This is a genomic window from Actinokineospora baliensis (assembly GCF_016907695.1).
Classification (GTDB): Bacteria; Actinomycetota; Actinomycetes; order Mycobacteriales; family Pseudonocardiaceae; genus Actinokineospora; species Actinokineospora baliensis.
In genome coordinates this window covers 247,171-260,793 of the sequence record NZ_JAFBCK010000001.1, presented here as the reverse complement: position 1 = coordinate 260,793, position 13,623 = coordinate 247,171, and the positions used below count along the sequence as shown (strand labels likewise).

Here is a 13,623-nt window from a genome sequence, read left to right as displayed (position 1 = left end):
GCGGCGAGCACTATCGAAGGATGAAACGAGTCCTGACCGCGCTGGCGGTAGCCGCTGCCGCTGCCTGGGTCGCGTGGGATGTGCCTTTCGCCATCGGGCGCCGACCCCGCGGCGAGAGGGTTACCCGGTCGCCGCAGTACCGGGATGGTGCTTTCCGCAACCAGGCCGAGCCCACGCCAGTGGAGCCGGGCGCCATGCGCAACACACTGCGCACGCTGATCCGTGAGAACGCCGGGCGCAAGCCCGCCGGTCCGATCCCCCTTGTCGGGCCTCTAGCGCCTATAGACACCGGGCTGCACATCACCTGGCACGGACACGCCACTAGCTTGATTGAGCTAGACGGCTCCCGGGTGCTGCTGGACCCCGTGTGGAGCGACCGGGTCTCCCCGTCGAGGTTGGTAGGGCCGCGCAGGCTGCACCAACCGCCGCAGCCGATCGAGTCTCTGCCGCGCTTGGACGCCATTGTCATCTCGCACGACCACTACGACCACCTTGACCTCGGTGCCATCCGCACGCTCACGCGGACGCAAGAGGCGCCGTTCGTTGTTCCGCTCGGCATCGGTGCGCACCTAGAGCGGTGGCGGGTGCCCGCGAACCGGATCATCGAACTCGACTGGCACGAGTCCTACGAGATCGGCGCGGTGACCCTGACCGCGACTCCTGCCCAACACTTCTCCGGGCGGGGGTTCAAGCGCGACGGCACTCTATGGGCCTCTTGGGTGATCGACGGCAGCGAGAAGAAGGTCTTCTACACCGGTGACTCCGGCTACTTCGCGGGCTACCGCGAGATCGGCGCCCAGTACGGCCCGTTCGACGCGACGCTCGTGCAGATCGGTGCCTACGCGCCGGGTTGGCCCGACATCCACATGACACCCGAAGAGGGCGTGGCCTCCCACGTGGACGTGCGCGGTGGGCTGCTGATCCCGGTGCACTGGGCGACCTTCTCCTTGGCGCCGCACCCGTGGACGGACCCGGTGGACCGCCTCTTGGTCGAGGCCGACAAGCAGGGCGTCGCGGTGGCCATCCCGAAGCCGGGCGAGCGGGTGGACGTGTCCGCGCCGCCGAAGCTCGACTACTGGTGGAACGACTGCTAGATCGTCTAGATCGTCACGCCCAACCGGACCAGGGCCCTGGCGTAGGCGTGCTCGCCGCTGTAGGACCACGGCAGCGAGGACGGCCGGTTGCCGACCTTGGCCAGGTGCCACCGCGCCCGGTCGAGGTCACCGGACTCCAACATCGCCCAGCCGAACAGGTTGTGCACCTCTTTCGCGAAGACGCCGGAAGCGGACCCCTTGGCGTCCGCTTCCGCCAACTCCGCCCGTAACCGCGGTGTGAAGTACCTGGCGTTGAGCTTCACGTAGGCCCACGCGCTGCCTTCGGCGATGAACCGGTCGCCTTCGTTGAGCAGGTACTCGGCGTGCGCTATAGGCAGCATCGCCACAAGAGGACTGCCGGGCGCGGCCTTGGCCACCGTGTCCCGCGCGAACGACAGCATCTCCTCGTGCGAACCACCCCACTTCAACGCGAGCGTCTGGAGCCGCCCTACGTGCGCGGGGTAAGAGGTGGGGCAGCGCTGCATCGCCTCTAGCCACACGAAGTCCCGCTGCGGTTGGTCGAGCCGCATCCCGCGCGCGTACCGCTGCAACTCCACCCACGGGGTCGCGTCCTCCGGTGCCAGCCGGGCGGAGGCCATCAGCGGATCGCGGGCCTCGCGCAGGCGGGAGAAGAACAGCTTCTGCCGTTCCTCGCCGACCGTGCGCGCCCACCGGCCGCCCCGGATCTCCCACGCCTCCGCGATCAGCGTGCTGCCCAGCCACAGCAGCACGTCCGCCGCCTGGGGCTGGTCGAGTTCGTCGGTGGTCAGCAACTCCCGGATCTCGGTCGACTGCCCGATCGCGGCGTCGGCGAGCGCGCGGACCCGCTGCGTGCGCGCCTCGTGGTCGTCGCGGCACTCGCCGAGCAGGGCCAGCCCGGCCTTGCGGTGCCCGTCGGTCACCGCGTCGACCCCGACGTCGAGCGCGAAGTCGTCCCAGCACCGGTCCAGGACCAGGTGCTCGGCGAGCGCGGCGGCCTCCGCCTTGGCCTTCCTGCGACCGAACAGTCCCATGCGGGCAGCGTAGTCAGTCCCCTATGAGAGCTAGGCTCGGTTCGTGCTCTCCTTCCGCCGCGCGACGCTCGCCGACGTCGATGCCTTGGTGCCCCTGGTCGAATCCGCTTACCGCGGTGACGCGAGCAGGCGGGGGTGGACCACCGAAGCCGACCTGATCGACGGTCAGCGCACCGACGCGGCCGGGGTGGCCGAGGTGATCACCGCGGCCAAGAGCGCGGTGATCGTCGCCGAACAGGACGGTGTGCTCGTCGCCTGCTGCCACGTCGCCGAGGAGCACGGCGCCGGGTACTTCGGGATGTTCGCCGTGGACCCGGGCAGGCAGGCGGGCGGGGTCGGCAGGCTCACCCTCGCCGAGGCGGAGCGGGTCGCCGCCGTGGAGTGGGGGTTGCCGGAGATGCGGATGAAGGTCCTCACCGCCCGCGCCGACCTGATCGCCTGGTACGTCCGCCGCGGCTACACCCAGACCGGCGAGCTCGTCCCCTTCCCGTACGGCGACGACCGGTTCGGCGTGCCGCGCCGCGACGACCTCGCCTTCGAGCTCCTCGTCAAGCGACTGGGCTGAACCGGCGCGTGTTCGACGCGTCGCGCTGGGTGTCGGATGCGCGCGCGACAATGGGTGCGTGCCCCTCAACCACGACCGCCCCTCGATCCACGACCACGTGGCCGGTCACCTCGATCCCAGCGGCCGCGGCCTGCTCCCCGGCGGGGACGTGCTGCCCGACGCCCAGATCGATCACCGGCGAGGGGGCGGCCTGGTCCCGTGGTCGGACGGCACCGCGCTGACCCACCACCCGGCTGAGGTCGCCACCGCGCTCCCGGCCCTGGTCGCGGCGGCCATCGCCGATGGGCGCCACGAAGCGCTCTACTCCGCCTTGTGCGACCGCGACGTCCTCGCCGAGTTGGACCAGGTCCTGTCCGGGGTGCGGGCGCTTGGCCTGCCGGACGGGGTGCGCGCTCTCGGCAGGAAGTTGGCGACGGAGGCCGAGCACCGCGCACCGGTGAAGTTCGGCATCGCGCTGCTGGGCCTGGGCGCCGACGCCGCCGATGTGGACGTCCTGCTCCGGTTGGGCAGGCACGAGGAGTTCACCGTCTTCGCCGCCGCCGCGGTGCGGGCCACTCAAGCCGACCCCGAGCCCGCCCTGCTCGCCTTGGCCAGCGGGGTCGAGGGGTGGGGCCGGATCGGCGTGGTCGAGCGGTTCGACGACACCACCGGCCCGGTGCTGCGGGAGTGGTTGCTGCGCGGCGGTTTCCGCAACACCGTCCTCGACGGCTACCTCGCCCACCGCGCGGCCACCGTCGGCGGTCTCGTCCCCGCCCTCTCCGCGGCCGACGTCGACGACGAGCTGCTCGACGCCGCCACCGACATCATCTGCGCGCTGATCGAAGGCGGGCCCGCGGAGGACATCGACGACTACGACGAAGCCCCCGTCGCCGTGTCACTCCTCGTCGGGCACCTGATCCGCCGCGCGCACAGCCTCCGGCACTTCGTCGCGACCGCCCGGATCTCCGAGTTCCTCTCCGGCCCCGGCTGGGACCTGCGGTACGCGAGGGGCTGGGATCTGGCCAGGCACGACACCCTGGTCCGGCGCTGCCGGGACCTGATGGCCGAACCGCGCTGGCGCGAGCTGACCCTGCGCGACCTGGACGCCGCGGGCGACCGGGCGTTCCACGACGCCGCCTACGCGGCAGCGGTCCTGGACATCGACCGCTTCCCCGCCTCCCTGCGCCGGGTCCGCACCGATGCCTCGCCTGCCGACTGGGCGGGCCTGTTCGCGCAGGCCACCGAGGAGCGGCTGCCCGCGATCCTGGACATCGCCTCGACCGTCCTGCCGCTGTCGGACCTGGGCACCGGGCCCGGCGACATCGCGGGGGTCGGCGCGAGGTGGAACGACCACGCCGTGCTCGACGTCGTGGTCACCGGCCTGCGCGAGTTCCCGGGGCGCGGGGTGGAGTTCGTGCTGACCTCGCTGCGCTGCCCGGTGGTCCGCAACCGGGTGATGGCGGTGCGGACGCTGACCGGGTGGGGGCCCGAGACCTGGCAGCCCGACGTGCAGACCGCGCTGCGCACCGCGGTGGCCCAGGAGCCGGACCCGACCGTGCGGGAGAGCATGGCCCAGTTGCTCACCCATTAGCATGTACCGGCGGGTAACATGTTCGGCATGACCAAGCGGCAGGTGAGTGACAGCAGGATCGTGGGCGTACCCGCCGCGGTGCTCTTCGGGATGCTGGCCGACCCGGCGCAGCACCCGCTGATCGACGGGTCCGGCAGCGTGGTCGCCGCGCGGTCGAGCGGGCCGCGGCGGTTGGAACTGGGGTCGCGGTTCGGCATGGACATGAAGATCGGGCTGCCCTACAAGATCCTCAACACCGTGGTCGAGTTCGAGGAGGGCACGCTCATCGCGTGGCGGCACTTCTACGGCCACCGCTGGCGCTGGCAGCTGCGCGACCTCGGCGACGGCCGCACCGAGGTGACCGAGACCTTCGACTGGTCGACCGCGCGGATCGGCTTCCTGCTGGAGCTCGTCCGCTTCCCCGCCAAGAACCTCAAGGGGATCCGGGCGACGCTGGACCGGCTGGTCGAGCGGTACCCCGTGCCGCGCTGAGTTGTCAAGCGGGCTTCACCCGGTGGTGCGACCATGGGTGCATGACAGTTCCGCAAGAGCCTGACCCGCGGCGGACCCGGGCCTTACCGGTGGACCGGGACGACCAGTACGTCCGCCCGGTGCACGAGGAAGTGGTCAACGAGCGGGTCGAGGACAGCTACGCGAGCCGGGTGCGCGCGGTGCGCATGGTGTGCTCGGCCATCACCTTCGTGGTCGGTCTGTTCGCGGTCGTGCTGGTCGCGCAGATCATCCTGGTCCTCGCCGAAGCGAACCCGCGCAACGGTTTCGCCTCGTTCGTGGACGGTTTCTCCGGCGGTGTCTCGCTGGGCTTCGACGGCCTGTTCACCCCCGACTCCGAGAAGGCGGCCGTGCTGTTCAACTACGGCACCGCGGCCATCGTCTGGTTGCTGATCGGGGCGGCGCTGACCTACCTGATCCGCAAGTTCGCCCTGCCCGGACCCCGGCGGGAGGTCCGGTACCGCCGCACCGTGGAGTGATCGTCCACGGGTGGAGTCTTGGCCGTGTCCCGCACGACACGGCCAAGACCTATGTCCGGACCGTGCTGACCACCGCGAAGGTCTCCGGCGGTAGCGCGACGTCGCCCCTGGCTTCGACCCGGTCCGCGGCGAGCAGCACCGAGGTGGCCCGCAGGGGCAGGTTCACGTGGTCGGGCCCGAAGTTGACGGCGACGCGCAAGGACGCGCGGTGCAGTACCAGCCAGCCCCCGCCGTGCTCGACCTTGAACCGGTCGAGGCGCGGGTCGGTGAGCTCGGGGTGCTTGCGGCGCAACGCGATGAGCGCCCGGTAGATCCGCAGCACACGCTGGTGCTCGGGGTCGTCGAGTTCGTTCCAGTCCACAGTGGAGTTCTTGACGGTGTCTGGCGAAATCGGGTCCGGGACTTCTGTCTCGCCCCAGCCGTGCTCGGCGAACTCCCGCCGACGGCCCGTGCGCACCGCCTCGGCCAACTCCGGGTCGGGGAACGACGCGAAGAACTGCCACGGGGTCGTCGCGCCCCACTCCTCGCCCATGAAAAGCATTGGGGTGTAAGGGGAACACAGCACCAGGGCGGCGCCGCAGAGCAGCCGGTCGTTGGACACCGTCGCGGTCAGGCGGTCGCCGGTGGCGCGGTTGCCGATCTGGTCGTGGTTCTGCAGGTAGGCCAGGAATCGGTGCCCGGGTGTGGTCAGCGTGTTGACCGGCCTGCCGTGGGTCCGCTTGCGGAAGGACGACCACGTACCCGCGTGGAAGAACGCCGACCGCAGCGTCTCCGGCAGGGCGCGCTCGAAGTCCTTGTAGTAGCCCGAAGTCTCGCCGGTCAACGTCACGTGCAACGCGTGGTGCAGGTCGTCGCACCACTGGGCGTCGAGGCCGTAGCCGCCCGCTGCCCGGGGGGTCACGTGCCGGGGATCGTTCAGGTCCGACTCGGCGATCAGCGACAACGGCCGACCCAGCCCGGTGGACAGGGTCTCGACCTCGACCGCCAACTCCTCCAACAGGTGCGTCGCGCGGGTGTCCACCAGCGCGTGCACGGCGTCCAACCGGAGCCCGTCGACGTGGAAGTCGCGCAGCCACCCGAGGGCGTTGTCGATGACGTACCGACGGACCTCATCGGACTCCGGCCCGTCGAGGTTGAGCGTCGGACCCCACTGGTTCTTCCCCGCGAAGTACGGCCCGAACCGGTCGAGGTAGGCGCCAGAAGGCCCGAGGTGGTTGTACACGACGTCGAGGATCACGGCGATCCCACGCCCATGACAGGCGTCCACAAACCTCTTGAACCCATCCGGCCCGCCGTAGGGCTCGTGCACCGCCCCCCACAGCACCCCGTCATACCCCCACCCGGCGACCCCGTCAAAAGCATTGACCGGCAACACTTCCACGAAGTCGACACCCAGGTCCACCAGGTGGTCCAACTTCTCAACCGCCCCATCGAACGTCCCCACGCTCGTGAACGTCCCGACGTGCAGCTCGTAGACGACTCCACCGGCCAGAGGGCGCCCGGTCCACCTGGCGTCCGTCCACTCGAACGCCCGGTGCTCGTAGACCCGAGAAGCCCGATGAACCCCGTTCGGCTGCCACAACGACCTGGGATCCGGCAACGGGGTGGCGTCGTCATCGAGCAGGAAGGCGTAGTCGGATCCCGCGCCAGCGCCGGGAACCTCGGCGTGCCACCACCCCCGGTCATCCCGCGCCATCTCGTGCCGGGCACCCCCAGTCTCCACCCGCACCCGCGACCGGGACGGCGCCCACACGCTGAACGGTTCGGCCATCACACACGCACCAACAGGGTGACCCAGTAGTCCGCGAACAACACCATGCTGCTCCATCCTTGGTCGCCGCCGGCCGTCTCGTACCGAACGTCCCTGATGCCGAGCCGAGTCCATGATGCTTGCGACGCTGTGCTGATGGGCACGGCCATCACGCGCGCGCCAGCAGCGCGACCAGGTAGTCCGCGAGCATCGTGGCCGCGCCGCTTTCGGTCGGCCACCTCGCCGCCGGTTGGTTGCAACACCGTGTCCCGACTGGGGGGCGTCGCGTGCCACGCGCCGCCGACGTCTCGGCCATCACGTGTGCACCAGCAGCGCAACCGGGTGGTGCCCCTTCTCGCCCGGGACGATGTGCACACGCTGCATGGGTTCGCCTTCCGTGCGAGCAGCCGCAGTGTCCCGGGCAGCCCGCGGGCATCGTGGCCGCGCCGCTGTCGGTTGTTGGCAATCTCGTCGTCGGCTGGCTGCAGCGCCGTGACGCATCTGTGGCCGTCGCGCCACACTCGCTCGACGTCCAGCCGCACCCGAGTCCGCGCAGGCGCCCACACGCTGAACGGTTCGGCCATCACACACGCACCAGCAGGGCGACCGGGTAGTCCGCCAGCATCTCGGCCATCCCGCCGTCCGTCGGCTGATTGCTTGCCCTGTAGACCCGCTCTCCGCCGGACGGCTGCAACACAGTGGCTCCCCGTCTGTAGTCGTCTCGCGTCGTCTCGTGCCCCGCCCGCACCCGGGTCCGCGATGGCGGCCACGCACCATGGGGACCGGCCATCACGCACGCACCGATAGTGCGGGCGGACGGTCCGCGAGTATCGTGGCTACGCTGCTGTCGGCTGGCCGCCTCGCCGTCGGTCGGCTGCAACGCCGTGCTCCACCTGTGGTCGTCGCTCGCCCTCTTCGCCACGTGCCTGCGGTCTCGTGCCGCACTCGCGACCGAGAAAGCACACACGCCAAAGGGCTCGGCCATCACGCACGCACCAGTAGTGCGACCGGGTAGTCCGCCAGCATCTCGGCCATCCCGCCGTCCGTTGGTCGGTCGGTCAACAGGTCTACCCACTCCCCGTCGGGGAGGCGCAATACCGTGTCCCCCCAGCCGTTGCGGCGATCCAGGCCCACCGGCAAGCGGGTCGCCACTGCCACCAGCCCCGTCCTCTCGAACGCCACCGCGTGCTCAGCCGCAGGCCCCGACGCGTACACCGGCTGGTACCCGGTGAACAGGGAGGGTCGCTCCCGTCGCAGTCGCAAGGCCGTTCTCACCACGTGGAGCTTCACCGCGCCCGTCTCGTCGATCGGCGGCGGCCAGCCGGAGGCGAGCTTTCCCAGCAGTTCCGCTCGGTCCGCGAAGTCCACCGGGCGGCGGTTGTCCGGGTCCACGAGGGACAGGTCCCACAGTTCGGTGCCCTGGTACACGTCCGGCACACCCGGTCCGGCCAGTTGCAGCAGCTTCTGCCCGAGGGAGTTCGACCAGCCGTGCGGGGCGATTCGGGCGGCGAACGCCTCGACCTCGGCCAGTAGGCCCGGGTCGCCGAGTACCGCGCGCGGCCAGGCCCGCACGGTCTCCTCGAACTCCTCGTCGTGGTCGGTCCAGGATGTTCGGATCTTCGACTCTTTGGCGGCCTTGTCCAGGTAGGCCGAGAGGCGGTCGGGGTTGATCGGCCAGGCGCCCAGCAGGGTCTGCCAGGCCAGCAGGTTCAGGCACGGTTCTGGCAGTCCGCGGCGCTCGGTCCACCGCTGGACCGCGTCGGCGAAGTCTTCTGGTAGTTCGGCGAGTACGGCCAGCCGTGCTCGCACGTCCTCCGACCGCTTGGTGTCGTGTGTGGACAGTGCGGTCATCGCCAGTGGGTGTGTGGCTTCCCGCTGCGCCTGCGCGGCGTGGAACTCCTCGACGCCGACCCCGAAGCGGGACGGGTCGCCGCCGACTTCGTTGAGGGCGGCGAAGCGGGTGTAGCGGTAGAACGTGGTGTCCTCGGTTCCCTTGGCCACCACCATGCCCGAGGTCTGCTGCAGTCGCGTCGCCAGTTCGCCGCCCGATCGCATCTGCGTGTCGATGGCGTCCAAGGCCGGGCCGAGGTCTGGGCGCTCGCGCCGCACCCGCCCGATCGCGGCCGCGAGGTACTCGGCGCCCTCCGGCAGGTACGACCGGTACACCGGGAACGCCACCATCACCTCGGCGACCGCCTCGCGCGCGGCCGCAACGTCCACATCGGACACATGAGAGGCGATCCGCCGCACCTCAGCGGCCAGCGACGTGGACGTGATCAACCGTCGGGCCTCGGTGCGCACCGCATCGAAATCCGTCGGTACCCCAAGCGAATCCGCCAGACCCGTGAAGGCGCCCTCAGCGCCCTGGTCGACGAACACCCCGCACACCTCGCGCAAGGCGTCGTACCCCGTGGTACCCGCGACCGGCCACGACTGGGGCAGTTCCTCGCCCGGCTCGAGGATCTTCTCCACCACGATCCAGCACCGCGCCCGCTCAGCCAGCCGCCGCGCGTACCCGCCTGGGTCCGCGAGACCGTCCGGGTGGTCGACCCGCAGGCCCTGGACATCGCCCTCGCTGACCCAGCGCAGCACCTCGCCGTGGGTGGCGTCGAAGACCTCCTCGTCTTCGACCCGCACCCCCGCCAGTGTTGTCACGTCGAAGAACCGGCGGTAGTTGAGTTCCGATCCCGCCCGGCGCCAGTCGATCAGCCGGTAGTGCTGCCTGGCGAGGACGTCCGGCGCGTCCGCTGTTCCCGGGGCGAGGGGGAACGTGTGGTCGTAGTAGCGCAGCACGTCCCCATCGACGGTGGCCTTCGCGATGTCCTCATCGGACCCGAGGACCGGCAGCAGCACCGGGAAGGACTCGATGTCGAAGTACCTGGCGTAGCGCGATTCGGGGCCGTGCGCCAGCACGTCCCACCACCACGCGTTGGCCGAGGGCACCTCGACCGACATGTGGTTCGGCACGATGTCGACCACCACGTCCAACCCCGCGGCCCGCAACCGGTCCACCAGCGCCCGGCGCCCGGCCTCCCCACCCAGCTCCGGGTTGGCCCGGCTCGGGTCCACCACGTCGTACCCGTGCGTGGACCCGGGTGTCGGCGTCAGGATCGGTGAGGTGTAGAGCGCCCCCACCCCCAGGTCGGCCAGGTAGTCGACGATCGCGGCGGCCTCGGCGAACCCGAAACCCGGCCGCAGCTGAACGCGGTAGGTCGACCGCATCACTCGCTCCCGGTGCGTCGCAACACGATGAGGGACCTCGAAGGCAGGACGAGCTCGCTTTTGCCGGAGTACCTGGCCGGTGCGGGGGCCGACACCTCGCCGGTCGCGGTGTCGAGCACCACCTCCCACTCGGCGCCGTAGTCGCCGTCGGGCACGACCGCGGCGATGTCCTCGTGGTGGGCGTTGAAGCACAACAGGAACGAGTCGTCGGTGACCCGCTCCCCGCGGGTGTCGAGGTCGGGGATGCCCTCGCCGTTGAGGAACGTCACGATGCACCGGCCGAACCCGGACTCCCAGTCCTCGTGCGACATCTCCTGCCCGCCGGGGGTGAACCAGGCGATGTCGCGCAGCTCGTCGCCGCGCCGGATCGGGCGGCCCGCGAAGAAGCGCCGCCGCCGGAACACCGGGTGCCTGGCCCGCAGCGCCACCACACCCGCGGTGAACTCCACCAGGTCGTCGTTGGTCGCGGCCAGTGACCAGTCCACCCAGGACAGTTCGCTGTCCTGGCAGTAGCCGTTGTTGTTGCCGTCCTGGGTGCGGCCCATCTCGTCGCCGTGCAGCAGCATCGGCACACCCTGCGACAGCATGGTGGTGGCGATCATGTTGCGCCGCTGGCGGGCCCGCAGCAGGTTGACCTGCTCGTCGTCGGTCGGCCCCTCGGCGCCGCAGTTCCACGAGCGGTTGTCGTCGGCGCCGTCGCGGTTGTCCTCGCCGTTGGCCGCGTTGTGCTTGTCGTTGTAGGAGACCAGGTCGTTGAGGGTGAACCCGTCGTGCGCGGTGACGAAGTTGATCGAGGCGAACGGCTTGCGGCCGTCCTCCTGGTAGAGGTCCGAGGACCCGGTGATGCGCGAGGCGAACTCGCCGAGCGTGGCCGGTTCCCCGCGCCAGAAGTCGCGCACGGTGTCGCGGTACTTGCCGTTCCACTCGGTCCACAGCGGCGGGAAGTTGCCGACCTGGTAGCCACCCGGCCCGACGTCCCACGGCTCGGCGATCAGCTTGACCTGGCTGATCACCGGGTCCTGCTGGACGATGTCGAAGAACGCCGACAGCCGGTCCACGTCGTAGAACTCGCGGGCCAGGGTCGCGGCCAGGTCGAACCGGAAGCCGTCGACGCGCATCTCGCTCACCCAGTACCGCAGCGAGTCCATGATCAGCTGCAGGGTGTGCGGGTTGCGCACGTTGAGCGAGTTGCCGGTGCCGGTGTAGTCCATGTAGTAGCGCTGGTCGTCCTCGACCAGCCGGTAGTACGCCTCGTTGTCGATGCCGCGCATGGACAGCGTCGGCCCGAGGTGGTTGCCCTCGGCGGTGTGGTTGTAGACCACGTCGAGGATCACCTCGATGTTGGCCTCGTGCAGCGTGCGGACCATCGCCTTGAACTCCGCGACCTGCGCGCCTTGGGCGGTCTGCGCGGCGTACTCGGCGTGCGGGGCGAAGAACGCGATCGTGTTGTAGCCCCAGTAGTTGCGCAGCCCGCGCTCCTGCAGCCCGTGGTCGTGCAGGAACTGGTGCACCGGCATCAGCTCGATCGCGGTGACCCCCAGCCGCTGCAGGTGCTCGATCACCGCGGGGTGCGCCAGGCCCGCGTAGGTCCCGCGCATCTCCGGCGGCACACCGGGGTGCTGCATCGTCAACCCGCGCACGTGCGCCTCATAGATGACGGTCTCGTTGTAGGGCGTCTTCGGGGGCCGGTCGTTGGCCCAGTCGAAGAACGGGTTGACCACCACCCCCTTGACCGTGTGCGCCGCGGAGTCGTCGTCGTTGCGCTGCTCGGGGTCGCCGAAGGTGTAGCCGAACACCGACTGGTCCCAGTCGACCGCACCGGTGACGGCCTTGGCGTACGGGTCCAGCAGCAGCTTGGTCGGGTTGCAGCGCTGCCCGTCGGACGGGTTGTGCGGGCCGGTCACCCGGTAGCCGTAGTGCTGGCCGGGGAGCACACCGGGCAGGTAGCAGTGCCAGACGAACCCGTCCACCTCGGGCATCCGCACCCGGTGCTCGGTCCCGTCCTGGTCGAACAGGCACAGGTCGACCCGGCTCGCCGCCTCGGAGAACACCGCGAAGTTCGTGCCCGCGCCGTCGTAAGTCGCACCGAGCGGGTAAGGGGTTCCGGGCCAGGGCCGCACACGTTCTCCTCGGTCATGCCCGGCCGCGGGTACGGCGCGAGGCGGTCACTTCTCGGGGTGGCTGTCGCGCGCGTCCCAGCCTATGGGGATCAGGGGTGTGCTCGCAGGATGGCGGGGTTGTGCCCGCCGTCACCGCGGCTAGTTGCTTCCGCCCCAGTCCCAATCGGGGTAGGGGGGCCAGGGGAAGCGGGGGCGTTCCTGCTGGCGGGTGATGGTGACGACCTTGGTCTGCACGGTCGGTACCTCGATGACCCCGGTCGCCGCGCGGACCGGCAGCGGCGCCATGCCCTGCGTCGTGGTCGGGGCCGCTGTGGTGGTCGGCGTGACCGCGACCGGCGACGGCGACGGCTCCGCCTTGGAGTCACCCGTCGACAGCAGCGCGGCGGCCCCACCGAGCAGCAGCGCTCCGGCCATCAGACCGGCGTGCACCAGCCGGGACGGCCGCTTCTCGGCGGGGAAACCCACCGGCGCCTCGGTGGTCAGGTGCACCGCGTCTGGCCGCACCGGAGTGGCCGGTAGTGCGACCTGGTCCGTTCCCAGGGCGCGGATGAGGCGCGCGCACTCGGCGGCGTCCGGCCGTTCCTCGGGGTCGCGCCGGGTCATCGCGGTGATCGCTTCCGACCACGCCGCTGGGAGCCAGTCCGGGATGTCCGGGTCCTTGGTGAGCCGGGCGACCGCGGCCTCGATGTCGGACCCGTCGTAGGCCGTGGTGCCGGTCAGGCACTCCAGCAGCACCAGCCCGAGCGAGTAGACATCGCCCGCGGGACCCGCCAACTGCCCGCGCACCTGCTCGGGGGACAGGTAGGCGGCGGTCCCGACGCAGTGGCCGGTCGAGGTGAGCCTGGCGCCGCCGAGCGCCCGGGCGATCCCGAAATCGGCCAGGTACACGCCTTCCTCGTCGACGAGGACGTTGGACGGCTTGACGTCGCGGTGCACGATACCGCGCGAGTGCACGTACCCCAGGATCCCGGCCAGCCGCACCCCGACCCCGGCGACCTCACCGGCGGGCAGCGGGCCCCCGTCGAGCCGGTCCCGCAGCGTGCCACCCTCGATGAGCTGCATGACCAGGTACGGGCGCTGGTTGTCGACCGCGACGTCGAAGACGCGGACCACCCCCGGGTGCGACAGACCGGCCAGCAACCGCGCCTCGGTCTCGAGCCGGGACACGGTCGCGCCATCGGCCTTCGGGTGGAACAGCTTCACCGCGACCGACCGCCCCAAACGGGTGTCGACCGCCCGGTGCACCTCCGCCATCCCACCCGAACCGATGAGCTCGCCGACCTGGTACCGGTCGTCGAGCAACGTCGGCGTCCCCATCGCA

At 70.6% G+C, this 13,623-nt stretch carries 10 protein-coding genes; 5 read left to right on the top strand and 5 right to left on the bottom strand.

All coding sequences use genetic code 11. The annotated features are described in order from the left end of the window. Positions 1-20: 20 nt before the first annotated feature. Positions 21-1,094, top strand: coding sequence for an MBL fold metallo-hydrolase (locus JOD54_RS00815; protein WP_204448705.1), 1,074 nt, complete (start codon positions 21-23; stop codon positions 1,092-1,094). A gap of 5 nt (positions 1,095-1,099) precedes the next feature. Here the strand turns inward: JOD54_RS00815 and JOD54_RS00810 are convergent, their stop codons facing one another. Beyond that, complete coding sequence (locus JOD54_RS00810) at positions 1,100-2,107, bottom strand: hypothetical protein (RefSeq protein ID WP_204448704.1); 1,008 nt, start codon at positions 2,105-2,107, stop codon at positions 1,100-1,102. Positions 2,108-2,150: 43 nt separating this feature from the next. Between JOD54_RS00810 and JOD54_RS00805 the strand changes: the two genes are divergently transcribed. The 4 genes from JOD54_RS00805 to JOD54_RS00790 are packed head-to-tail and all read left to right on the top strand — an operon-like array spanning position 2,151 to position 5,210. Further along, positions 2,151-2,672: a GNAT family N-acetyltransferase gene (locus JOD54_RS00805; protein WP_204448703.1), complete on the top strand. Its 522-nt coding sequence runs from the start codon at positions 2,151-2,153 to the stop codon at positions 2,670-2,672. Positions 2,673-2,730: 58 nt separating this feature from the next. Then, positions 2,731-4,242, top strand: a complete 1,512-nt coding sequence (locus tag JOD54_RS00800; protein ID WP_204448702.1) for a hypothetical protein — start codon at positions 2,731-2,733, stop codon at positions 4,240-4,242. Positions 4,243-4,269: 27 nt separating this feature from the next. Further along, the gene (locus tag JOD54_RS00795) at positions 4,270-4,713 is read left to right on the top strand and encodes an SRPBCC family protein (RefSeq protein ID WP_204448701.1); all 444 of its coding nucleotides are present in this window, start codon (positions 4,270-4,272) and stop codon (positions 4,711-4,713) included. Positions 4,714-4,754: 41 nt separating this feature from the next. Further along, complete coding sequence (locus JOD54_RS00790) at positions 4,755-5,210, top strand: hypothetical protein (protein ID WP_239573237.1); 456 nt, start codon at positions 4,755-4,757, stop codon at positions 5,208-5,210. A 49-nt stretch (positions 5,211-5,259) separates the two neighbouring features. On the opposite strand, the gene treZ is transcribed toward JOD54_RS00790, so the two are convergent. The 4 genes from treZ to JOD54_RS00770 all read right to left on the bottom strand — a co-directional run bounded on the left by treZ (position 5,260) and on the right by JOD54_RS00770 (position 13,619). Further along, complete coding sequence (gene treZ, locus JOD54_RS00785) at positions 5,260-6,981, bottom strand: malto-oligosyltrehalose trehalohydrolase (protein ID WP_204448700.1); 1,722 nt, start codon at positions 6,979-6,981, stop codon at positions 5,260-5,262. A gap of 963 nt (positions 6,982-7,944) precedes the next feature. Continuing rightward, positions 7,945-10,182, bottom strand: a complete 2,238-nt coding sequence (gene treY / locus JOD54_RS00780; protein WP_204448699.1) for a malto-oligosyltrehalose synthase — start codon at positions 10,180-10,182, stop codon at positions 7,945-7,947. After that, a complete protein-coding gene (gene glgX / locus JOD54_RS00775; protein WP_204448698.1) occupies positions 10,182-12,302 on the bottom strand; it encodes a glycogen debranching protein GlgX in 2,121 nt (706 codons plus the stop codon). Before glgX ends, treY begins: the two co-directional genes overlap by 1 nt. Positions 12,303-12,440: 138 nt before the next feature. Beyond that, entirely contained in the window at positions 12,441-13,619 is a 1,179-nt protein-coding gene (locus tag JOD54_RS00770; protein ID WP_204448697.1) for a serine/threonine-protein kinase, read from the bottom strand. Between the last annotated feature and the right edge of the window lie 4 nt (positions 13,620-13,623).